14 protein-coding genes are annotated in these 23,017 nt (G+C 65.3%); 5 read left to right on the top strand and 9 right to left on the bottom strand.

The genetic code is table 11. From position 1 onward, the window contains the following. Positions 1 to 124 precede the first annotated feature (124 nt). Together AB7F49_RS02900 and AB7F49_RS02895 are read right to left on the bottom strand one after the other, a co-directional pair. On the bottom strand, positions 125 to 1,234 hold the full coding sequence (locus AB7F49_RS02900) for a hypothetical protein (RefSeq protein WP_428520127.1): 1,110 nt from the start codon (positions 1,232 to 1,234) through the stop codon (positions 125 to 127). A gap of 97 nt (positions 1,235 to 1,331) precedes the next feature. After that, complete coding sequence (locus tag AB7F49_RS02895) at positions 1,332 to 2,375, bottom strand: phytanoyl-CoA dioxygenase family protein (RefSeq protein ID WP_428520125.1); 1,044 nt, start codon at positions 2,373 to 2,375, stop codon at positions 1,332 to 1,334. A gap of 169 nt (positions 2,376 to 2,544) precedes the next feature. Here AB7F49_RS02895 and AB7F49_RS02890 point away from each other — a divergent pair, with 169 nt between their 5' ends. The 4 genes from AB7F49_RS02890 (at position 2,545) to AB7F49_RS02875 (ending at position 7,132) form a co-directional block, all read left to right on the top strand. After that, positions 2,545 to 3,540, top strand: a complete 996-nt coding sequence (locus tag AB7F49_RS02890; RefSeq protein WP_428520123.1) for a UDP-glucuronic acid decarboxylase family protein — start codon at positions 2,545 to 2,547, stop codon at positions 3,538 to 3,540. A gap of 68 nt (positions 3,541 to 3,608) precedes the next feature. After that, positions 3,609 to 4,967, top strand: a complete 1,359-nt coding sequence (locus AB7F49_RS02885; RefSeq protein ID WP_428520121.1) for a cytochrome P450 — start codon at positions 3,609 to 3,611, stop codon at positions 4,965 to 4,967. Positions 4,968 to 4,972: 5 nt separating this feature from the next. Then, a complete protein-coding gene (locus AB7F49_RS02880; RefSeq protein WP_428520119.1) occupies positions 4,973 to 6,139 on the top strand; it encodes a glycosyltransferase in 1,167 nt (388 codons plus the stop codon). 60 nt (positions 6,140 to 6,199) lie between these two features. Then, a complete protein-coding gene (locus AB7F49_RS02875) occupies positions 6,200 to 7,132 on the top strand; it encodes a class I SAM-dependent methyltransferase (protein ID WP_428520117.1) in 933 nt (310 codons plus the stop codon). Between the two features lie 3 nt (positions 7,133 to 7,135). On the opposite strand, the gene AB7F49_RS02870 is transcribed toward AB7F49_RS02875, so the two are convergent. Together AB7F49_RS02870 and AB7F49_RS02865 are read right to left on the bottom strand one after the other, a co-directional pair. Further along, positions 7,136 to 7,963, bottom strand: a complete 828-nt coding sequence (locus AB7F49_RS02870) for a sterol desaturase family protein (protein WP_428520115.1) — start codon at positions 7,961 to 7,963, stop codon at positions 7,136 to 7,138. A 9-nt stretch (positions 7,964 to 7,972) separates the two neighbouring features. Continuing rightward, entirely contained in the window at positions 7,973 to 9,484 is a 1,512-nt protein-coding gene (locus AB7F49_RS02865; protein WP_428520113.1) for an LTA synthase family protein, read from the bottom strand. Between the two features lie 149 nt (positions 9,485 to 9,633). On the opposite strand from AB7F49_RS02865, the gene AB7F49_RS02860 reads away from it, so the two are divergent. Beyond that, positions 9,634 to 10,899 (top strand): capsule biosynthesis protein, encoded by a 1,266-nt coding sequence (locus AB7F49_RS02860; RefSeq protein WP_428520111.1) that lies wholly within the window; start codon positions 9,634 to 9,636, stop codon positions 10,897 to 10,899. A 53-nt stretch (positions 10,900 to 10,952) separates the two neighbouring features. On the opposite strand, the gene AB7F49_RS02855 is transcribed toward AB7F49_RS02860, so the two are convergent. The 5 genes from AB7F49_RS02855 to AB7F49_RS02835 all read right to left on the bottom strand — a co-directional run bounded on the left by AB7F49_RS02855 (position 10,953) and on the right by AB7F49_RS02835 (position 22,981). Next, complete coding sequence (locus AB7F49_RS02855) at positions 10,953 to 12,257, bottom strand: glycosyltransferase family 4 protein (RefSeq protein WP_428520109.1); 1,305 nt, start codon at positions 12,255 to 12,257, stop codon at positions 10,953 to 10,955. A gap of 198 nt (positions 12,258 to 12,455) precedes the next feature. Beyond that, positions 12,456 to 13,820, bottom strand: a complete 1,365-nt coding sequence (locus AB7F49_RS02850; RefSeq protein WP_428520107.1) for an aminotransferase class I/II-fold pyridoxal phosphate-dependent enzyme — start codon at positions 13,818 to 13,820, stop codon at positions 12,456 to 12,458. Then, positions 13,817 to 21,289, bottom strand: coding sequence for an SDR family NAD(P)-dependent oxidoreductase (locus AB7F49_RS02845; RefSeq protein WP_428520105.1), 7,473 nt, complete (start codon positions 21,287 to 21,289; stop codon positions 13,817 to 13,819). The genes AB7F49_RS02850 and AB7F49_RS02845 overlap by 4 nt, the downstream gene beginning before the upstream one ends. Before the next feature lie 169 nt (positions 21,290 to 21,458). Then, positions 21,459 to 22,802 (bottom strand): glycosyltransferase family 4 protein, encoded by a 1,344-nt coding sequence (locus AB7F49_RS02840; protein WP_428520103.1) that lies wholly within the window; start codon positions 22,800 to 22,802, stop codon positions 21,459 to 21,461. Continuing rightward, the gene (locus AB7F49_RS02835) at positions 22,802 to 22,981 is read right to left on the bottom strand and encodes a hypothetical protein (protein ID WP_428520102.1); all 180 of its coding nucleotides are present in this window, start codon (positions 22,979 to 22,981) and stop codon (positions 22,802 to 22,804) included. The genes AB7F49_RS02840 and AB7F49_RS02835 overlap by 1 nt, the downstream gene beginning before the upstream one ends. Positions 22,982 to 23,017 lie beyond the last annotated feature (36 nt).

The raw sequence follows: 23,017 nt of genomic DNA, 5'->3' as shown, positions 1-23,017 counted from the left end.
GGTTAGACAGGACCATCGATGTTCTTCCGGCCAACAGCTCCCCGCGCGCAGCGAAATCCGTCCCGGGCAGAACCTTGTCGCATCGTGCGTCTCAGCCGATCGGGCAAGACCCGGACCGCCAGGATCATCGTGCTTTCTGCTCGCCGATCGTTCCATCCAGGTGCGCTGCCGGATCGCCTCCAAAATGTCCGGCGGTGACATAGTGCAACAGCGCGCTCTCTCCGGGTCGCAGACCGTGCGCGCTTGCATAGTCATTCGGATCGAATGCCGGATTGGGTCTGCGTCCATCCGCTTCGCCGGACTTGATGTAGTGCAGCAGCGGATCGACGCCGCTCGCACCCACGTCCGGATAGCTCGCCAGGTAGAACGCTTCGTCGAACAGCCCGGAGTCGCGAATGCGCTGCGCTTCCCGTGCCCGCCGCCCGGCGCGCGCTATGAACCAATCCATCGTCAGCCAGTGGAAGGGCGACCCCAGAACAGCCAGAATTTCGGCGACGCGCATGCCGTTGAACAGCACCAGGTAGCGATAGCGGTCGAAGTCGAACAGCGAGCGCCGCGTGCCGGCCATCGTGTGACTGGAATCGATGCGGCGATCGCCGGTATCTCTCTGGAAGGCGACCATCGGAAACAGCGCATACATTTTCGGAAGCAGCGATGTGGCAGCGTCGATGGCCGGGCTCAGAAGCGACCATAACGGAATTTCGGCGGCGCGGGGCCGATAGCGGGCGTACCATTCAAGCATGGGCGTGTGGGCGATGTAGGCATGCAGCGCGCCGGACCGCGCGCGGACCACACCGCGCCCGACCGGATAGGCCTGGACCGGGACGTGGCCGAGATACAGGCCCCACCAGTCGTCCGGCAGTGCCTTGAAAGTCCGGGAAACCCGCGGTGAGAATTCCGCCACCGGCTGATTGAAGGCGACGTCATCTTCCATGATGAGAACGCGTTGGCATCCGCGTGCCAGCGCGTGGCGCGCCGCGTCGCGGTGAGATTCCCAGATCGCGGCATTGACGCGCTCCTTCAAGCGGTTGGCCCGCCGCAATACGACGCGGCGGCAAAGACCGATGTCGTGAAAATGCGCAACGACGCTCGCCTCGCGCTCGGGGCTTTCCGCAAGCGTCAGGCAATACGCAGCATCGATATCGAATGCCGGCATCGGCTTCCGGCCGGAGCAATAGGCGCAGTCCGGGTTCGGCGCGACCGGTTCGAAAACAGCGGCGTCCGCTTGCGTCATCGCCTCAGGCTCTCATGCGCACGCACGCGTCAGACAGAGGATGCCGACAGGACGCGGAATATCGACCATGGACATCATCTGGCGAGCGCAGGACCGTTCAAATCTGTGGCGGCGCGTCGATGCGCATCTGGCCGACCGGCTTCCATGGCATCGGAGCGATGCCAAAACGGTCGAGGGTCGTCAGGAACGATCCCATGCGCTCTTTCACGACGGGAAAAGCCAGCGGATCGAGCCCGGTCCAGGGGAGGAAGGGGTTGCGCCGCAGCGTGGCGTAAAGCTCGACGCGGCGGGTCGCGGCCGGACTCGGTGTCCGGCCATGGAAGCCGAAGGTGTCCGCCACCACGAGCGTATTGGCGCGCACGGTCACCGGCAGTGGCTGCGGCAGCCCGAGCGCGCGCAGATCGTCGTTCGAAATCCGGAACGAACCTTCCGCGTGGTCGCGCATCGCATGGCTGCTGGCAGCGAGACTTTGCGCACGCTCCCATTCCAGGCGTCGCGGCGTCAGAACATTCGAACCGGGAACGTAGAAGAAGGGCCCGTCGTCGGGGCCGACATCATGCAGGAAGAACCAGGCCTTGGACGTGGAATGGAAGGTGTCGGCATGGATCGCACATTGCGGATCGTCGGCGCCGACCCCCTGATTGGCCAGGATGCACTGGATCGAGGTTACCGGCTGCCCGCCGGTCGCGCCGGCAAACCGCAGCAGCGCCGCGACCTCGGGGCTGGTGATGAACCGTCCGAGTGCCGGATTGTCCTTGCGTAACGACGCAGCGTCGAGGAATACGCGCCGGGTCACGGTGTGGCCCTGCCGCATTTCGCGCAGGTCCCATGCGCGTCCGAAGACTTCCGTGCGCAGGCGCTCGAATTCCGGCACGGGCAGAAAATCGCTCTTCACGACGAAGCCGTCGCGCAGAAGTGCCGTGCGGTCCGCAGCATCCAGGCGCGCCGCCAGCAGATTGCGGCGGTAACGGCCGAGCCGCTCCGCCATCCGCACCCGCGCCGCATGCAGCCCGATTTCGTTGAGCCGCCGGCTGCCGAGTACCGGGTTGCCGATGAAGGATTTGGCGCCGGTCAGGATCGAAAAGGCGTAGAGCGGGGTCTTCGCCGCCGCCGTCAGCTTCCGCAACCCGCTTGCCGTCATCCCGATGCCACTCCCGCGGAAACGTCATATCACGGGGCCCGCAACCGGGCCAACGGGCACCCACCGGTCCGGAACCAAGTCAACCGGCGCGCCCGGCCCATGCCGTGGGAGGCGATATTTCGGGTGCTGTTTGCCGGCCCCCCCGGTACAGTGTGACGACCGATGGGGGATGTCAGTGCATCTTGAAAAGCGGATTCTGGTGACCGGTGGCGCGGGCTTCCTGGGCTCGCATCTGTGCGAACGGCTGCTCGGCGGCAGAACATCGGTGCTGTGTGCGGACAATTTCTTTACCGGGTCGAGACGCAACATCCAGCCGCTCCTGCAGCATCCCGGCTTCGAACTGGTGCGCCACGACGTGACATTCCCGCTCTATGTCGAGGTCGACCAGATCTACAATCTTGCCTGCCCGGCGTCTCCGATTCACTATCAGCGCGATCCGGTCCAGACCACCAAGACCAGCGTGCATGGCGCGATCAACATGCTGGGGCTCGCCAAGCGCACCAAGGCGCGCATCCTGCAGGCATCCACTTCGGAGGTTTATGGCGACCCGCTGTTCCACCCGCAGAAGGAAGAGCATTGGGGCAACGTCAATCCGATCGGTGCGCGCTCCTGCTACGACGAGGGCAAGCGCTGCGCCGAAACGCTGTTCTTCGACTATTGGCGCCAGCATCGCATGGAGATCAAGGTCGCCCGGATCTTCAATACCTACGGGCCGCGCATGCATCCGAACGACGGCCGGGTGGTTTCCAATTTCATCGTGCAGGCCCTGCTCGGCCGCGACATCACGATTTTCGGCGACGGCAGCCAGACCCGCTCGTTCTGTTACGTGGACGATCTGATCGACGGGCTGATCCGCCTGATGGATAGCTCCGCCGAGGTGACCGGGCCGCTGAATATCGGCAGTCCGGAGGAGATCGCGATCGGCGAGCTTGCGACCGCGATCCGCGATCTGGCGCGTTCGAAGTCGCGCATCATCATCCGGCCGCTGCCGGAAGACGACCCGCGGCGGCGGCGGCCGGACATTTCGGCCGCGCAACGCCTGCTCGGCTGGGCGCCGAGTACCGATCTGCGCACCGGCCTGTCCCGGACCATCGCTTATTTTGAACAACTGCTCGTCGAGCAAGGCAGTGCCGCCTTGCTCGAAGAGAGTTCTGCGCGGGCCTGATCCGCTACCATGACAAGGTTCGGCCAGACCTCTAGATTGGCTGGGTCCGCAACAGCCCCGAGCGGCATTTGACCGATTTCATCCCGCCCTACCCGCCGCGCTTCACAACGAAGCTGCCGGTCTGGAAGCGCCTTCTCCTGGCGCGCCGGAGCCTCATCGGCATGTGGGAGGAGAAGGATTTCGAGTACGAATTCGCGTCAGGCCGGCTGCTGACGCGGCAGACCTTCCTGTGCAATTGCCCGGATGCGGTCCGCTTCGCATTCAGTACGCACAATGACAGTTTCGAACGCAAGAGCCCGCAGCAGCGGCATGCGCTGGCGCCGCTGGTGGGCGATGGCACCATCATCAGCGACGGCCCGACCTGGCGCTTCCGCCGAAGGCTGGTCGCCCCGATCATCCACGCATCGCGACTGGCGGATTTTTCGGGCGTGATGGTGCAGGCCGCGGTCGAGACCCGCGATCGCTGGCTGGCGCTGCCGCCGGGAACGGAAATCGACGTGCATCGCGAGATGGGCACGCTGACCGCCGACATCATCTGCCGCACCGTGTTCGGCAGCAGCCTGCCCCGCGCCGACGCGCGGGAGGTGACCGAAAGCTTCTCGGACTACCAGAATCTGATCGAGCAGGTCGATCTTGCCTCGCTGATCGGGCTGCCGGACTGGTTTCCGCGGCCGCGTTCACGCGCTTTGCGTGACGCGGTGGCGCGCATTCACGCCGTCCTCGACCGCCTGATCGCGGACCATCGCGACGGCGACGAGACCTCGGTGCTGGGACGCCTGCTCCATGCGCGCGATGCCGATACCGGCGAGCCGCTCGGCGCCGAAGCGCTGCGCAACGAAATCGCGGTGGTGTTTCTTGCTGGCCTCGAATCCAGCGCCAACGGCATGACCTGGACCTGGTACCTGGTCTCGCAGGTGCCCGAGGTCGAAGCCAGACTGCATGCCGAGATCGACGAGGTCCTGGCGGGCCGCCTGCCGGCCTTCGAGGATGCGCCGAAACTCGTCTACACGCGCGCCGTCATCGACGAGACGCTGCGGCTGTATCCGCCGCTTCCGTTCCTGTCGCGGGAAGCGGTGCGCGAGGAAACCTTCCGCGACCGCACGATCCCGAAGGGGTCGCTGATCTTCGTGGTACCCTGGCTGCTCCATCGCCAGCCCAAATTCTGGGACCGGCCCGACCATTTCGTTCCCGATCGCTTCATGCCCGGCAGTCCGCCGCCTTCGAAATTCGCCTATATCCCCTTCAGCATCGGCCCGCGCATCTGCTCCGGCATGGCGTTCGGGACCATCGAAGCGATCCTCTGCATCGCCACCATCGCGCAGAAAATCCGCCTGACGCTCAGGCCGGGCTACGAGGTCCGCCCGGTCGCGCGGCTGACGTTGCGTCCCGACGGCGGCATTCCCATGACCGTGCACCCGCGTCCGTGAATCCGATGGAATACCTCTATCTCCTGCCGCTCGCTCTCTGGGTCTTTCTCGCCGCGGTCGCCTGTTACGGCGTCTACGATTGCATCTCGACGCTGAAGCCGCCTCCTAGGATCGACTGGCGGCCGGACAACATCGTCCTGATCATTCCGGTGCGGCATGTGCCGCCGAATTTCTTCGCATTGTGGGATGCGATCCGCGCCCAGAACCTGCCGCCGACGCGGGTAATTTTCGCGGTCGAAGACCTGGAGGATCCGGCGGCGGCGGCCGTGCTGTCGTTCAAGAATGGTCCGCCCGTCGAGTTGATCGCATCGGGCCCGACAGCCGCACGGGCGCAAAAGGTCCATAACCTGCTCGCGGCGCTCGATACCCTGCGCCCGGAGGACGATGTCATCGTCTTTGCCGACGCCGACATCATTCCGAAACCGGACTGGATTCAGCGGCTGGTCGTTCCGCTGAAGAACCGGGAGATCTATGCGGTCTCGGGCTATCGCTGGATGACGCCGTCGGACGATGCCTGGTCGAGCGCGGTCGTCTGCGTCGCCAATGCGTCGGTTGCCACCGTGCCGCGCTGGCGATACTGGGACACCGCCTGGGGCGGATCGACCGCATTGCGCCGCGACACCCTCGATGCGCTCGATCTGCCGAACCATTGGAAGAATCTCGTCCTGGACGACGTTCCTTTCACCCAGGCGGTCAAGGCGCTGGGCGGATACATCACCTCGCCACAGAGCCTGCTGGTACCGTCACCGATCGCCTGGGACTGGTCCACCGCTTTCGCCTTCGGGCGCCGGCAATATCTGCTCGCACGCTGGTTCGCGACCTGGCTCTGGCTGGTTGGCGCCGCAGGCACCACGATCCCGCTGATCGGCTGGGCGGTCGCCCTCCCCTATGCGCTTGCGGGGAACGGCTTTGCCATCGCCGCCATCCTCGTCGCCAATGCGCTCGACCAGGTGCGCGCGAGCCTGCGGCTGCGCGTCTCGCGCATCCTCTGGAACGAGGAAATGCCGCGACGCATGGCTCTCATCGACCGCTTCGCAACCCCGGTGAGCCTCGGCTTCCACGCCGCCGTCGTCTGGTCGACCCTGTTCAGCTACTCGATCACCTGGGGCGGGCGCACCTACCGTGTCGACCCGAGGGGAAGGGTGCTTCGCATCGACGTGCATCCGTCATAGGGTCGTCCCTCACAGGCCGCCCGACCTGCGCGATTCCGATCCCGGGAGCCGAAAAGTTTCATGTCCAACGTGTCCCCACCCCCCTGCCCGATCACCGGCGCACCACCGGTTCGCCACGTGCAGCGCATCAGTCCGACGCTGCTCAAGGACCTCTGGCGCATCATATTCAAGGTCGACGTCACGTCGGATTTCGCGGGCGTGGAGCGCTTCGACCTGTGGGAATCGCCGACCGGGCTTCACTATTTCAGCCCGCCGCTCGCAGGCGACACCGGATTTTACAAGTCGTTCTACGACGGCATGCGCCGCCGCGGTCATTATCCGGAGCATTCCATCCGCGGCGCATTCCGGGTGGCGGCAAGCGAGATCGGCGACGGCGAACGCGTGCTCGATGTCGGCTGCGGCTATGGCGGGCTTCGCACTCTGATTCCGCATGCCCGCTATCTCGGTCTCGATCCGAACTTTGGCGGCGAAGCGGACTGGGCGTGCAAGGAAACACTCGAACAGCATCTCGAAACCATGGAAGGTCAGTACGACGTCGCCTGCGCCTTCGAAGTGATCGAGCATGTTCCCGATCCGGCGCTGATGGTGCGCAACCTCGCCCGCGCGGTCCGGCCCGGCGGCCGCGTCATTGTCAGCGTGCCGCATGTTCCCTCGGCCCTGACGCGCATTCCGAATTTCGTCCTCAACGCGCCGCCGCACCATCTGACCTGGTGGACCGATCCGGCCTTGCGCGCGGTCGCGTCGCAGGCCGGCCTCGAAACGGAAAAGATCGTTGCGCCACCCTGGTGCGACGTCTCGTCGAAAATGTATTGGGTCGATCGCTTCACCCTGATCAAGTCGAGCGACGTCTATTTCCGGCATTCATGGCCGATCCATATCAGCAGCATGATCGGGATGGCGCTTGGAATCGCGGCCGACAAGGCCTTCGGTCCGCCGAAAAACGCACGAGACGAAGGCGCCGGCCTGCAGCTTTTCGCGCGCAAGCCCGACTGAGCGCTACTCCTTCGCGGCGACCTTCTGGTTGTCGAGGTCCGCGCGGTTCTCGAACCGCTCGACCGTCGCATCATATTGCGGGTGCAGCGTTCCCATGACGCGGTCCCAGAACGAGAAGGTGTGCGCGTAGTTGTAGCGGAAATGGCTGTGATGCTGATCGTGAAACACCGTACTCGACAGCGGCCAGGGCGTGCGCCCCAGCGGTGAGGCGAAATGCTCGAAGCCGGCATGGCCGACCATGCCGGTGACCTGATCATAGATCTTGTGGAGCGCCAGCATCGGCCAGGGGATCGGAAACACAAACACCACCAGCGCGAAATAGAGCTGGTGCAGAATTGAATCGAGCAGCGTCTCGTGATGCACCGACCACACGGTAGGGGCGATGCTCTTGTGATGGCGCGCGTGGAAAGGATAAAGCGCCTTGGTGTGAAACAGGCGGTGAACCCAGTAGAACCAGGTGTCGTAGAGCAGGATCGATACCACAAGCGTCAGCGGACCGGTCCACCAGTTCAGCGGCAGCGGCGTCAGCGCCCATCCCTGGGTCTGCGCGAAAATGCCCGCGGCGACGCATAGCGACAGCGACAGGACCGAGCCCGGCGCATGCACCAGTTCGCGCCATTTGTGCGGGTTGTCCCGGTCCTTCTGAACCCGCCGCTCGGGGTGGCGTGCGTTCAAGATCTCGAAGAACAGGCCGGTCAGAATACCGGTCAGGACGACGCCGAGCACGACGGCCAGATAGAGGGCGGCAAACTCCGCCCATCCGGCGCCGGGCTGCAGCGCGCGCAAGAGCACGTCGGGCGTCAGAGAGCCAATCCGGTCGAACAGCGTCATGAATCCATTCTACGCGCCCGCAGGCTGCCGTTCCACCGTTCCGGCGCGAACCTGCTGGAGCACATCCAGGATCGTGCCTGCCAGCTGCCCGAGCGACAGATCGCCCGTCTTTCCTCCCGGCAGCCAGGTTCCGTCACGCCATCCCATGACGACATAGTCGGTGCGGGTGTCGGGGAAGGGTTCCGCCAGTTCGTGCAGGGTCGGAACATGGTCGCCGTAGAAGGCAAACACGGCTGGCCGGGGCTGCGCCTCGATGCCGGCGATCAGCCGGGCAATCATGCGATCGGTGTTGCGCAGATGGTAGACATATTGGTCCACCGGGTCATCGATACCGGCGATCCGGCCCCTTCCCCAGGGATTGTGATTCTCCATGGTCGCGGCCATGCAGAACAATGGGGCGTGTTCCGAGGCGACCAGTTCCAGCACACGATCTGCGACCGCGAGATCGGGCACGTAATAACCCTCGCGCGCGGTGTCCGCGAACGCCTCCTCACCGATCAGCCGTTGGAATCCGAGCTTTGGCATCGCGGTTTCGCGGTTGAAGAAGGCGATGTCGAAGGGATGCACGAAAGCCGTGCGAAAGCCGTGGTCGCGCAGATGATGAGCGATGGTTCGCGGCGGATGACGCAGCCGCCAATAGGGATGCAGCGCATCCATCCCGAAGACCTGCAACGGAAGCCCGGTGAGGAAAGAATATTCGCAGCGCAAGGTCCAGGCACCCTGTACCGGAACGGTCAGCGGCCCGTGCAGCGCCGACTTGGCGCGTGCCTCGGCCAGTCCGGGCAGCGAAACATCGCGCAACCCGATGCGGGCCAGGTCGACGAATGACTCCGCCTGCACGACAATCACCAGCGGCGAGGGTTGCTCGTTCGCGGGCGGCATCACGGGCCAGGAACGCGAGACCTCAGCATGCCTGCGCCAGGCGATGACCCCCGCGAGCGTCGCCCCGGCAAATCCCAGCACCGACACGTCACGCGCCGGATCGGGCGGCATCAGGCGGGCGTGGATCGCAGACACGATCGTTTCGGGCAGCGGGCCGGCGAACACCAGATAGACCATGATCGCGGTGGCAAGCGACATGGCGATGAGCGGCGTCCAGCGGTCCGGATGCCGCAACACTGAAATCTCAATCCATGCGAACCACAGAGCGATCACGCCGAGCAGAAGCAGGACGCCGACCCAGAACACCCAATGCCGCAGGAATTCCGCGCGATAGAGCCGCGGGTGCCGCCAAATCTGCGGCGTCAGGGTGAAGTCCATGAAATTGACCGGCTCCAGCACGTCGCGATATTTCAGGTTTGAAATATGCACGACAATTGCAAGCGTGATCAGCGCGGAGATCGCGGCAAAGGCCGGACGGCCGGACGGAGCAAACCAGACTGCGAACAGCAGCGTCAGCGCGAACAGCGACACCGCATAGGCCCATGCCGGCCGGCGGAGCAGGTCGCTTCTGGGCAGGGCTCGGGCATCGATCAAGAGCGCCAGCACCAGATAGGCCATGAACGTCCCGGACGACAGCAAGCGAAGGTCCCCTCTTTCCGGTCGGCTCCGGGCGCAACCGGCCTGAACGATAGGGCCACAGGATATTGACTTATGCAATGCTGCGTGCTTGCCACTTTGCAGGATGCGAGCCCCCTCCTGTCCAATGCGAGCCACCTTCCTTTCAGCGCATGTCCAATGACTCCAGCGCCAGCAATCCGGCGAACACACCGAGCCTGCATGTGCTGTTCCTGCAGGGGCCGTGCTCGTATTACATGGAGCAGGTCGGCCGCCGTCTGATTGCGCGCGGCCATCGCGTGTCGCGCGTCAACCTGCATTTCGGCGACAAGCTGTTCTGGCGCGGCATGCCCGCGAAGAACTATCGCGGGAAACTCGCGAACTGGCCGGATTATATCGCGCGAGTTCTCGACGACGATCCGATCACTCACCTCATCCTGCTCGGCGACATGCGGGCCTATCACCGCATCGCCATTGCCGAGGCACGCAAGCGCGGCGCCGAGATCGTCTGCGCCGAGCTTGGCTATCTGCGTCCCGACTGGCTCGTCCTCGAACGCGACGGCATGAGCACCCATTCGCGCATGCCGCGCGACCCCGAAACCATCCGCACACTCGCGAAACAATACCCGGTGCCGGATTTCACCGTAAAGCTCAAGCCACCTTCGTTCTGGTATTTCTCGACGCTGGACATCGTCTACACGCTCGGGGCCTATGCATTCGGTGCGCTGTATCCGCATTACCACCGGCACGCTATCGATCATCCGGTGCTCGTCTATCTCTCCTGGATCCGCAGGCTGGCGCTGGCTCCGATCGAGCGGCGCCGCACCGCCAGGGCACTCGAAGCGATCCGGACCTGCACGGATCCCCTGTTCATCCTGCCGTTGCAGCTTTCGACGGATTTCCAGATTCGCGCGCATTCTCCCTATCCGGACATGGAAACGGCGGCGCGCGAGGTTATCGCCTCGTTTGCCGCCCATGCGCCGCGCAATGCCAGGCTCGTCGTCAAGCTGCACCCGCTGGACCCCGGACTGACTCCGTGGCGGCGGATGATCGAGAGGTTTGCGTCGAAGCTGGGCGTCGGCGACCGCGTGTATTTCGTCGACGGCGGCGACCTGCTCGCCATGCTGCGCTCGTCGGCCGGATGCGTCACCGTCAACAGCACCGTCGGCATCGAGACCATCCGCGAAGGGCGGCCGCTGAAGGTACTCGGCGGCGCCGTGTTCGACGTCCCGGGTCTTGTCTTTCAGGGATCGCTCGATGCGTTCTGGGCAAATCCCACGCCGCCCGACCGCGCCCTCACCGACGACTTTCTCCGCCTGCTCGCCGGCGCCATTCATATCCGCGGCGGCTATTATACCCAGGAGGGGCTCGACATGGCGGTGGCGGCGACCGTCGAGCGCCTCGAAAACGGGCTGCCCTGGCTGCCACCGCGTGACTGATTTTCGCAAAACACGAATTGCGGCGGCAGCGCGATCCCGTGCAGCTCCGGCGTCTATCGCTCGCGCAGCAAATCCTCGACCCGCGCCATATGAGCCTGCCAGGTCGGAGGCCGATAATTCCGCAACAGCGCGATCCGCGAGAGCCGGCGCTCGGAATGCGGCGACGCATAATCCTCAAGCGCCTGCACCCAGCCCGGTCCATCCACCGGACTGATATATTCGGCGAAGGCGCCGCCGACCTCCCGATGCGCCTCGATATCGGAGGCCAGCACGGGGGTTCCGAGCGCCAGCGCTTCGGCGACCGGAAGCCCGAATCCCTCGACCCAGGACGGTGCGATCAACGCCGCGGCGCCGCGCAGCAGAGCGATCATTCCGGTATCGCCGAGGGCGTGGGCCTCGATCACGGTGGGTGCAAGGCTGACGCTGCGATCCAGCATGTTCGAGACATTCTCGATTTCCCAGCCGCGATTCCCGACCACGACAAGCCGTGCGCGCAGCGTATTGCCGTTGTCGGTCCATCGCCGCCACAGCGTCAAAAGAAACTCGAGATTCTTGCGCGGCTCGATGGTGCCGACCACCACGAAATAGGGAACCCGCGCCTCGACCGGCGCGATATGCCGGCAGGTCTCGAATGCCGAAGCGACGCCAAGCGCAATGACCTCGCAGCGCGGCACGTTCTGCTCGCCGAAGTGACCGAGCAGGGAGCGGCGCGTATATTCGGAATTCGCCACGATCACCGAGGCGCGGGCGACCATGGTGTCGACCCCGCTCTGTCGGCGATCCGCCTCTCCCGGACGGCAATATTCGGGATGCAGGACCGGGATGAGATCGTGCAGCATGAACAGGCCGCGTGCACGCGCGGCATTCATCCAGGCGAAACGCAAGGCTCTGTGCAACCGGAACTGCGACACGTGAATGTACCAGCAACCGCTGTCGCGAAGCTCCGACAGCAGCCGGCCCGCCAGCGGGCGAAGCGCCGAGCGAGCCCATGTCGCCGCCCGCCTGGCGCGGTGCGGAAGGTCCTTGCGCTGCTGCAACGGGCCGACATGGATCGGCGCCTTCGCCGTTGGCGCGGGTTCGTCGTGCAGCACCTGGCTGAGCGCCTGCAGGGTTCGATCCTGAGCGGGGTCGGCCTGACCGGCCAGCCAGTGGGATGATGCCTCTTCGATCAGAGGCCCGGCATATCGCGCATCGAGGACTCCGGAAAACGCCGGCCAGGTCACGACGAAACGAACATCTTCCTTCTCTGCAGCCCGAAGGAAATGTTGCGCATAGGCCATCTCGACCCGATCGATGCCGGTCGGCGTCCGCAGATGCAGCGTCTCGATCAGACGCGAGATGTCGACAAGAACCGCCATGCTAGCTCTGCGGCGTCCCGATACGGCCGCGTCCGGTGGCGCGGCGAGACGAAATGCCGACACAGGCGTGATTTCGCGGCGGGGCCAGGCCCATGCAATGGTTCAAGGCCGGCAGGACAGGAATTGCGTGCGGGCGGGGCGAGCGCATGCTTGCGGACAGCAAAGGCCGGATCGGTCCCTGTGGCAAGGCCGAAGCGTTCAACCGCCAGCCTGGGCCAGATTGGTGAATAGCGGCGGTTCCTTGCGCAGCCGCGACAACTCGCCCGCGGTCAATTCCACGGCCGCCTCGATCTGCGCCGCGGTATGGCGCGCGGTGATGAAGAATCGCAGCCGGCCCTGCTTCTCGCCCACCGCCGGAAAGATGATCGGCGTCACATAGAGGCCATGGCTCAGAAGCCGGTTCGACAATACCACCGTCGTCAGCGTATCGCCCACGATCACCGGCACGATCGAAGCCCCGATGCTCGGCCCGACATCCAGCCCGGCCGCGCGCGCGCGCTGCAGGAACAGCGAGCCATTGGCGCGCAAAGCCGCCACGCGTGCCGGTTCCTGATCGATGATCTGCAGCGCCGCCAGCGCGGACGCCGCCATCACCGGCGGCATGCCGACGCTGTAGACGAATCCGGAGCAATGGGTCTTGAGGAACTCGATCAGCGCCCGGCTGCCGGCAATATAGCCGCCGGTCGAGGCGAACGCCTTGCTCAGGGTCCCCATCCAGATCTCGACCTCGCCGGGGTCGATTCCCTGTTCCTCGGCAATGCCCCTGCCGCGCTCGCCAAGCACACCGCTGGAATGCGCTTCATCGACCATCAGCCAGGCGTCGTAGCGCCGCTTCAGGGCGATCAGCCGTTCCATGTCGGGGGCGTCGCCATCCATGCTGTAGAGGCCCTCGATCGCAATCATCGCGCGGCGGAATCGCGGGCGATGTTCACGGATCAGCGCTTCCAGGGCGTCGACGTCATTGTGCGGGAAGATCAGACAGGAGGCCCCGGAGAGCCTGGCGCCCTCGATCAGGCTGTTATGCGCAAGCGCGTCGGCAAAGATCACGTCCTTGGCCGTCAGCAGCGCGCCGATGACGGAAACATTGGTGGCGTGGCCGCTGACGAAGGAGAGCGCATCCTCGACACCGTGGAATTTGGCCAGCGCCGCCTCAAGCTCGCGATAGACCGGACGTTCGCCCGCGGTGGGCCGGCTGGCACCGACCGAGGTGCCATAACGGTCGATGGCAGCCTTGGCCTCGGCCACCACGCGGGGGTGGCCGTTCAGCGCCAGATAATCGTAGGTCGAGAAATTCACCACGGTGTGCCCGTCGATGATCGTGGTATCGGCGGCACGACCGTCGTGCATGCGGAAAAACGGAACGTCGATTTTCAGCATATCGGCGGTGGCACGCTGCACCCGCAGCGCCTGGTATTCCGGCAGCGCGGAAAAATCCGCTACCCGGCGGCCGACCGCCTGCGGGCGGTTGCGGCGCGGCTTTTCCGGCTTGTCCACGGAAACATTGGCCGAGGACCGCAGTCTGCTCAGCAACCGATCCGCAGCCGCGCGTTTGGAGTCGCTCATAGAATGCGATCCACCGACTTGGCACGACGCGCAACAGCAGCCGCTGTCGCCGCGACGTCAGCATCGGACAATGTTTCGGGAATCTCAACATGTTCCTGCGCCAGCACCGACATCTGACCCGACATCAGGGCCTTGTCCTGGCTGCGCAGAATTGCGGTCAGACGCTTGCTGATCTCGGCGATCGTGAGGCTCGAGGTCAGCGACATCAGCGGTATCTCGATGCCCATCTGCTCCTCCACCGCCATGCGCAGTTCCAGCATCATCAGCGAGTCCATGCCGAACTCGGATAGCGGCCGGTTGCGATCGACCTCGCCGGCCGGCAGGCGGAGCGTGCGCACGATGCTCTCCGAGATCAGATCGGCGAGTTTGGCCTGCACCTCGAGATCAGGCAGATCGCGCAGCTGCTGCAACAGCTCCGCCGCAACCAGCGACGATCCGTCGCCCGCAAGCTCGTCAAGCTGCAACTGACCGAACAGCGGCGACTCGACGACCTTCAGTTCCTTGCGTGCCAGCGCCCAATCCACCCGGGAATAGACGACCGCTGCGGTATCGACGTTGTGCGGGTCGCCCTCCAACAGGCTATCGAGGCCCGCGAGCGCCTCTGCCGCGGTGAGCGTGGACCGGCCGAGGCGCTGCGACAGGGCCGCACTGGCCTGCGCATTGCGCGCGAGGTAACCGACATCGCCGATGGCACCGAAGCCGACGGCAAGAGCGGGCAGCCCTTCGGCGCGACGACGCCGCGCGAGCCCTTCGAGATAGCCGTTGGCGGCGACGTAGCTCGTCTGCCCGACATTGCCGATCATTCCCGCGACAGAGGAGAACAGCACGAAGCAATCGAGGTCGAACCGGCGTGTCAGCCGGTCGAGATTGGCGGCGCCTGCGACCTTCGGCCGAAGCACGGTCTCGATCCGGTCGCGATCGAGATCGGCGGCGAATCCGTCGTCCAGCACCATCGCCGCATGGAACACGCCCTTCAGCGGCGGACCGCCATCGAGGGTCCAGAAATAACGCTCCAGTGCCTCCGCGTCGGCAACATCTACCGCCACCACATCGACCGTCACGCCATTCGCCTTGAGCGCGGCGATCTCGCCGGCGCATTCCGGCAGCGGCCGTCCCGAGCGGCTCAGCAGCGCCAGGTGACGGGCTCCCTTCGAAACCAGCCATTGCGCGGTTGCAAAGCCGAAACCGCCGAGCCCGCCCACGATGAGATATTGAGCGCGCGGATCGACCGAGAACGCAGTCTTCGGATGCACGGGCGCGCGCATCCGCGGCGGCCGGATCAGGATCTTGCCGATATGGCCGGAGCGCTGCATCAGGCGGAATGCCTCCGAGGCATTCTCCGCTTCGAATACGCGGTGGGGCAATGGCAGCAATTGTCCGGCCTCGAACAATGCCATCAGTTCTGCGAAGATGCGCTCGGTCAGCGCCCGATGACCCAGCAGCAGCTGATCGGCATCGACACCGAAATAAGACAGGTTGTTGCGGAACGGACGCAGGCCGAGATGCCGGTTCTGGTAATAGTCGCGCTTTCCCAGTTCGAGGAAGCGGCCGAACGGCTTGAGGCAATCGATGGAACGCTCCATCGCCTCGCCGGCAAGTGAATTCAGAACCACGTCCACTCCACCGCAGCAACGCCGGACCTCGTCCACGAAGGACAGACTGCGCGAATCGAAGACGTGATCGGCGCCCAGATGCTGCAGCAGGGTCCGGCGATCCACCGAACCCGCAGTCGCGATCACCTTCGCGCCGCGAAGCTTGGCGATCTGCAAGGCGGCGAGCCCGACGCCGCCGGCGCCGCCATGGATCAGGACGGTTTCACCCGCCTCAAGTCGCGCCAGATGCACCAGCGCATACCAGGCGGTCAGGAACGCGACCGGCAGCGTCGCCGCCGCCTCCAGCGACATGTCGTCGGCAATCGGCGCCGCCATACGGGCATCCACGACAACGTGACTGGCAAATCCCCCCGCGGTGAATGCGACCACCCGGTCGCCCTCGCGCAAGTTCCGCACCTCCGCGCCGACGGCGGAAACGATGCCCGCGCATTCCATCCCGATCGACGGTCCGGTGAAACCGCATTCCAGCGCCTCGTCAGGCAGAAGCCCCAGGCTCCACATGACATCCCGGAAATTGAGACCGGTTGCCGCGACCATGATCTCGACCTGATCGGGCGCCAATGCCGGGCGCTGTGCCCGGCGCCACGTGAAGCTGTCGAACAGTCCGGACTGTGCGAACGAGAGTTGAACGACATCGCCGTCCGTCCGATCGGCCAGAAGTCCGCCGCGCGTCACGCGCAACACCGCCTCCCCGTTTGCTCGGAGCGCCAGTTCCTTTTCGGACGTTGGATGGGCAATCGCTTCTGCGGCGCGGCTGGCCGCCGCGTCGAGCGCAAGCTGCGGATCGAGATCGAGGCAGCGGATATCGAGGTCGGGGCGCTCGTTCTGGATTACCCGCGCCGCCATCCACAGCCCGGTCTGGACCGGATTGGGCGCCTTCGCATCGACCATGCCACTGAGCGCACCGGAACAGACGATCCAGAGGCTGAAGCGACGTTCCTGTGGAGCAGCGGTGGCGAGCTGGATCAAGGCTGCAAGCGGGCGCGTCAGCGCATCAACGCCGTCTTGCGCGCTGCGCGGATTGGCAACGAAGACCACGTCCGTGACCGGATGACCGCCGCGCAGTTCCCCCGGAACGTCGGCCAATGCCATCTTCCGCACCCGCCGCTGGGTGCGGCCATCGACGGTGTGAAACGGCACCACGCGCGCCGCGTGCTGCAACCGCTGCTGCAGCAGATCACCGAAGGCCTGGGTATCGGCATCGCAAACCACGATCATCGAACGCGACACCACGTCCGCGGCCGGAAGGATCCGATCCTTCTTGATGCTGGCACTGATCAGGACGCCGCCATCGATCGCCTGTACCGTCTCGTCGATGAGGCCGGCCTCCTGCAGCATCGGGACCCAGTCGCGCTCCGACATGATGGTCCCGGTCGGGAAATCCGGGCTGACCGAATGTGCCCACCAGCCCGCCATCTGTCCATGAACCAGATCGCCGAACAGGGAAGGCAAAGGCTCCGCCGCAATTAAGGCACCGCCGGAGCGCAGGGTGCCCGTCATCAGGTCCAGCCGTCCCGGCGCGGCTGCGACCCGGTTCAGAGATCCGGCACACAGGATCAGATCATAGGCGCTTCCGGAATCGATCGCCTGATCCCAGGGCGTCATGCGAAGCCGCTCGTCGGTGAACGGCGAGCGGCGCACCGCGTCGAGATATTCGGATTTCGGATCGGTGACGACCAGGGTCGCGCGCGGTGCCCTGCCCCAGACGCGGGCCGCCAGCGGCAGATTGGCAGCGCCGATCACCAGAATGCGCAGCGGCCGGTCCACGGGCCAGCGTTCCAGGATTTCGGCAGCGCCCTGGTACACCACCTCGACCAGCCGCGCGGCCGCAGGCGAGCCGCGCTCGAGGTGATCGAGGATGGCCGGGCTGAAGCCGAGGCCCTGATCGAGGCCGTCGCGCAGCAGCCGGGGAAGGAGTTCCGGCAGCCGGGCGAGGCAGGTCGCCTCGGCGATCCAGGACGGATAACGCGTCACCAGCACGTCCACCAGTTCGGCAATGCTCGGCGCTTCCGCGCGTGGCAGGAGCACCCAGCCGTCATCCTGTTCGCGTGCGAGGCCGGCGTCGGAAAGCGCAAGAAACATCTGGCTGAGCAGCGGCCAGGCAGACAGCGCCACCCTGCCTTCGGCAACCAGGTCGGCGATGGCAAGCTCGCTGTCACGTCCGGCAAGGCCCAGGATCGCGTCATAGGCGACAACGCGCGCCCCCGCATCGAGCACCAGCGCCGCATCCTTCTGCTCCGCGGCATCACCCGCGGTTCGAACGGCCTCAAACAATGTCCGCGCCGGACCATCGACGCAGACAGCCGGAAGCGCCGATGGCTCGGACGCACGATGCAGAAATTCAAACCCGGTGCGATAGACCAGGTCGTCCGGTGTCTCCCTTGCGGCGCGCGAGACGATCCGGCAGCGGGCCTCCCGCAACTCGGCAACAGGCACGCCCGCCTCATCGAACAGCAGGAAATCGGCAACCTGCGAGCGGGCATTGGACGAGGTGATCTGGACCGAGGCCGAGGCGACGACCGCACCGGGCCTGTAGACCCGGAGCGAACCGGCTCGCACCGGCAGCAGCAGCGCATACGGGTCGATCGACGGATCGGATTCGGCAAGCGCGATCAGAAGATGAAATGCCGCGTCAATCGCGGTCGGATCGAGCACGAATCCGTCATGTTTGCCCGACTGCGAATTCAGCACGGCCCGCGCGTTGCGGTCGTCGACGATCTCGATCGATTCGATGCGCCGGAAAGCCGGGCCGTAGGAGAGACCCCGGCGCTCCGCCTGCGCGTACACCTCGTCCGCATCGAGGCTCAACTCGGCAAGCGGAGCGAAGCGTTCGGTGCCGCCCGCAACCGGCGCTGCGGCGATCGTCGCTTTGGCATTGAGCGCCGGTCCATCCGCCGAGGGTCTGGGCCCGGAACGCATTTCAAGGGTGTTGGTCTCCGCCGACAGGCGCGTCGTGACTTCGAACGATCGGCCGCTGTCGAACACCAGCGGCCGCAGGATTTCGAGATCGCGCACCTCCAGCGGTCCGTCGCCGAATGTTTCGCGCGCCGCGGCCAGTGCGACCTCGATAAAGCCCGCGGCGGGAAAAACCGGGGCATTGTCGACGCGATGGTCGCCGAGCCAGGACAACAGTTGCGGGTCGATGGTCGCATACCACATGCCCGCGCCGGCGCGGGTTGCCTGCCCGAGCAGCGGATGAGCGGCGCCGGCGAATGCCGACAGCGCTTCGCCGGTCCGCTCGATCTTGAAGCGGCGATGTTGCCAGGCATAGGCGGGCAGTTCGGCCGCCGGCCGCTGCGCGGGGCCAGCGAACCGATCGATATCCACCCGCCCGCCCGCGATCAGGGTGCGCGCGGCGCTCGCCAGTATCTCGTCGGCTCCTGCATTCGGGTCCCGGGACAGCGTCTGGATCACCACGCCCTGGGTACCGGACGTCCTGAGCGCCTCGTGCATGTAGCCGCCCAGAACCGGATGGGGCCCGATCTCGACCACGACACGCATGCCCTGGTCGATCATGGTTCGGACGCCGGCGGAAAACTGGACCGGCTCGCGGACGTTGCGCCACCAATAGCGCTCGTCGAGCGCCTCGCCCGGCAAGGTCCCGCCGGTGACGGTGGAGACGAACGGGATGCGCGAAGCCTGCGGAGCGAGACCCTTCAGGTCATCGATCAGTTGCCGTTCGATCGGGTCCACCAGCGCGCAATGGAACGGATAGTCGAGATCGAGGCGCCGGACACCCCAGCGTTCCTGCTCGGAGAATCGCAGGAAGGCGTCGATCGCCGCGCGCGGGCCCGCAACCGTGACGCTGCGGCCGGAATTGATGGCCGCGATTTCGAGGCTGGGAAACGACCCGTGGTCGAGCAAGGCCTGCATGTCGCTTGCCGATACCAGGGCGGCCGCCATCGCACCGCGATAGCGCGTGATCTCCTGCCGCTGGCTGCGCGCCAGCACGACCCGGATCGCGCTTTCGAGATCGAGGGCGCCGGCGCACCATGCCGCGGCGATTTCACCGACGCTGTGCCCGATCGCGGCGGCGGGTTTGAGCCCGCGCATCCGCAGCGCCTCGACAATTGCGACCTGCATGGCGAGCAGCAGCGGCTGCGCGCGGCTGGCGCGCCGGATGTCGATCGCCAGTTCGGGAGAATGCAGCGCATCCGCGACCGACCAGCCGGCCAGGCGCATGAAGCACCGGTCGAAACGTCCCAGGGCCTCGCGGAACGCGTCATCGCCGCTGAAGGCCGCAAGCCCCATGCCCGCCCATTGCGCGCCATTGCCCGAGAACACGAAGGCGACATCGAGGTCGTTGCCGATCGCCGACCCCTGCCACACGCCCGCGCCGCCCCGGGCCAGCCCTTCGGCGAGGGGCGGCGCCACGACCATGCGCTCGGACAGCAGATCGCGCGCATGCGCGGCTGCGTTGGCGATCGCTGCCGCATCGGCTTCCGGAAGCAGCGCGGAATAATCGGCGGCGAGCGCCTTCAGCGCCGCGCTTCCGTGCGCGGAAAGTATGAGCGGAGCCTGGGTGCCAATGGTCGCGGGCGCGGCGGCGGGCGCTTCGCGCAGCACCACGTGCGCATTCGAACCGCCGAAGCCGAATGAATTGATGCCGGCATAGCGCTGCTTGCGGCCGCGCGGAATCGCGACCGGTTGCGCCGCAACGCGCAGATTGAGGTCGTCGAAACGGATGTCCGGGTTGGGCTCGTTGAAGTGAAGCGAAGCCGGAAGCATTTCCCGCTCGAGCGCCATGATCGACTTCACGACACCCGCAAGCCCCGATGCCGGCTCGAGATGGCCGATATTGGTCTTCACCGAACCGATCGGCAGCGGCGAAGAACGGTGCTGTCCGAGCATGCGGCCGAGCGCCTGTGCCTCCGCCGGATCTCCGACCTTGGTGCCGGTCCCATGCGCCTCGATGAAAGCAAGTTCGTCGGCCGCGACCCCGCTCTGGTCGTAGACCTGGCGCAGCAACGCCGCCTGCGCATCGCTGGACGGCAGCGACAGGCCGACCGTGCGGCCGTCCTGGTTGGTGCCGGACCCGACCACCATGGCATGAATGCGATCACCGTTGCGACGCGCCGCATCTTCGGCGCGCAGCACGAGCGCGACTGCGCCCTCGCCGCGCACATATCCGTCGCCGGCCGCGTCGAAGGCGCGGCACAATCCGGTCGGCGACAGCATCGAGGCGCGCGAAAAGCCGAGGAACGAAAACGGCGCCAGCAGCATGTTGACGCCGCCGACGATCGCGGTGTCGATCTTGCCTTCGCGGATGGCTTCGAGCGCGACATGCATCGCCACGAGCGACGAGGAGCACGCGGTATCGACGGTAAAGCTCGGGCCATGCAGATCGAACGCATAGGACAACCGGTTCGATATCAGGCTCAGCGTGTTGCCGGTCATCATGTGCATGTCGACCGCGCCGGGGTCGAACATGAAGCGCGTCGCGTGATCCGAGGACGATGCGCCGACATAGACGCCGATATTTTCGCCGGCGATGCGGGACGGCCGCAGATTGGCGTGCTCGATGGCCTCGTAAGTCACTTCGAGCAGGTGGCGCTGCTGCGGATCGATCTGCGCGGCTTCGCGCGGCGAGATGCCGAACACGCCCGGATCGAAATCCCAGACGTTGTCGATCAGCCCGGCCGCGAAGGTATAGCTGCGACCGGGAACATCGGACCCGGCACGTGGATGATAGACCGAGTCGAGCGGGAACCGATCCGTCGGGATTGCTCCGACCGCGCAGCGGCGCTCGGACAACAGCCGCCAGAAGGTGTTGCGGTTCGTCGCGCCGGGAAAGCGCAATCCGTAGCCGATAACCGCGACATGTCGCTGTTTGGCCGGCTTTGATCCTCTTGCCACGCCCCCACCCCAAAAGGCCCGCGCAGGGCCTGATGAACACCTCCACGGCTCTTTTACGCCAAGTCGATTCCGGTTGTCATGTGCGCGATCTCAATTCTTGGATGAAAATTGTTGCGGCTTGACATAAAAGGTTATTGTATCCGATAGTGATCGGACATAGCCGATTCGGCTATTCGCCAATCGTGGCTTCCCGGTCCCTCAGCAAATTTTCAACCGTCCCGATGTGATCGTCCCAACTGCGCAGTTTCTGTGCAGCAATCCGGACCAGTGCCGCCTGCCGGCGGGGCGATGAGCGATCGCTAAAATCCTCAAAGGCCTGCATCCAGGCGCGTCCGTCCAGCGGATCCAGATATTCGGCCGCGCGTCCTCCGGCCTCGCGATGCGCCTGAATATTCGAGGCGATCACCGGGACGCCAGCCGCCAGCGCCTCCACCACCGGCAGGCCGAAGCCCTCGACCAGAGACGGCGCAAGCAGAGCCCGCGAGCCCTTCAGAAGGTGGGCCACCCGCCGGTCGGCCATTTCCGATATTTCGATCACGGTCGAGGCCAGCACAGGGCACCGGTCGAGAAGGTCGAGGGCGCTTTCGCCCGGTGCCGCCCTGCGCCCGACAATGACCAGTCGCGCGCGCGGCTTTTCGGATCTGCGAACCCATTCCCGCCAAGTATGAAGCAGGAAGGTGAGGTTCTTGCGCGCCGCGATGGTTCCCATCGCGAGAAAATACGGTGCGGCATTGGGCGCATGATCCGGCGCCGCGGTTTCGCTGAAAACCGGGTCCACACCGAGCGGCACGATTTCGCCGGGCGGGTTCGGCAATCGCTTGTCTCTCAGATAATCGTCCCAGGCCGCCTTGGTGGCCGAGGAGTTGAAAATGACCAGACTGCCAAGCCGCGCAATCGTCTCGATGCGGCGGCGGTGCCGGCCTGCCTCTTCGGCCGAGTAGAATTCGGGGTGGCTGATCGGCAGCAGGTCGTGGATCATGAACAGCGCCTGCCCGCCATCGCGCCTGATCCAGGCCAGACGCCTCGCTTCGTGCAGGTTCAGGTGCGAGATGTGCAGATACCAGGATTTTCGCTGAATCTCGATCTGACGGCGCCGTTGAAAGATCGAGCTCAGCGCCGCCTCGTAATAGGCGTTGACCACCAGCGCTCCGGTTCCCCAATCCATGATCCCGGCTCTCGGCTCGATGATCTTTTTCGGAATGGGAACCGGCGCTTCGCCGACGGGCAATGCCAGCGCCTTCATCAAGTGCGCGAAATTTCTGTTGCTGCGGACCTCGTCTTCCAGCGACCAGCGTTCGAGACTGACGCGGGCGACGTGGCGCGCAAAGAACGGACTGATCCTTCCGCTGATCAGCGGCGTCGTGATGAAGAAGCGGACGATGCCCGATTTGTATTTGTTGGCATAATGCTGGACGTAGGCGAACTCGACTCGATCAATGCCGGTCGGGGACGACCGGTTCAGCCGGGTCAGCAGACGCGAGATGTCGATAATTCTGCCAAGCCGCGCGCGCATCAGACTGGCCCTGGCATGGTCTGGTGACACCACTTGCGCAGCGAGGCATCCACTGCGAGGAAAGCGGGGCGCGGCGGATCGATCGAGGCGCCGGGTCGGACTTGCAGGATGCCGTAGTGTCTATCGGTCGAAAAGGCAACGACCGTCTCAATCGAGGCCGGCAGGAAGGACTCCGCCATGTTCCGGCACCATGCCACCATCCGCACCGGCGGGGC

The sequence above is a fragment of the Pseudorhodoplanes sp. genome (assembly GCF_050250235.1).
Taxonomy (GTDB): domain Bacteria; phylum Pseudomonadota; class Alphaproteobacteria; order Rhizobiales; family Xanthobacteraceae; genus Pseudorhodoplanes.
The sequence above is the reverse complement of the archived record's forward strand: the minus strand, read 5'-3'. Positions and strand labels throughout refer to the sequence as shown.

Excerpts from the sequence above, each read along its gene's own strand:
- AB7F49_RS02875 (WP_428520117.1), top strand. The coding sequence starts at position 6,200 with ATGTCCAACGTGTCCCCACCCCCCTGCCCGATCACCGGCGCACCACCG.
- AB7F49_RS02870 (WP_428520115.1), bottom strand. The coding sequence starts at position 7,963 with ATGACGCTGTTCGACCGGATTGGCTCTCTGACGCCCGACGTGCTCTTG.
- AB7F49_RS02895 (WP_428520125.1), bottom strand. The coding sequence starts at position 2,375 with ATGACGGCAAGCGGGTTGCGGAAGCTGACGGCGGCGGCGAAGACCCCG.
- AB7F49_RS02835 (WP_428520102.1), bottom strand. The coding sequence starts at position 22,981 with ATGGCGGAGTCCTTCCTGCCGGCCTCGATTGAGACGGTCGTTGCCTTT.
- AB7F49_RS02850 (WP_428520107.1), bottom strand. The coding sequence starts at position 13,820 with ATGAGCGACTCCAAACGCGCGGCTGCGGATCGGTTGCTGAGCAGACTG.
- AB7F49_RS02855 (WP_428520109.1), bottom strand. The coding sequence starts at position 12,257 with ATGGCGGTTCTTGTCGACATCTCGCGTCTGATCGAGACGCTGCATCTG.
- AB7F49_RS02890 (WP_428520123.1), top strand. The coding sequence starts at position 2,545 with ATGTCAGTGCATCTTGAAAAGCGGATTCTGGTGACCGGTGGCGCGGGC.
- AB7F49_RS02860 (WP_428520111.1), top strand. The coding sequence starts at position 9,634 with ATGTCCAATGACTCCAGCGCCAGCAATCCGGCGAACACACCGAGCCTG.
- AB7F49_RS02840 (WP_428520103.1), bottom strand. The coding sequence starts at position 22,802 with ATGCGCGCGCGGCTTGGCAGAATTATCGACATCTCGCGTCTGCTGACC.
- AB7F49_RS02900 (WP_428520127.1), bottom strand. The coding sequence starts at position 1,234 with ATGACGCAAGCGGACGCCGCTGTTTTCGAACCGGTCGCGCCGAACCCG.
- AB7F49_RS02880 (WP_428520119.1), top strand. The coding sequence starts at position 4,973 with ATGGAATACCTCTATCTCCTGCCGCTCGCTCTCTGGGTCTTTCTCGCC.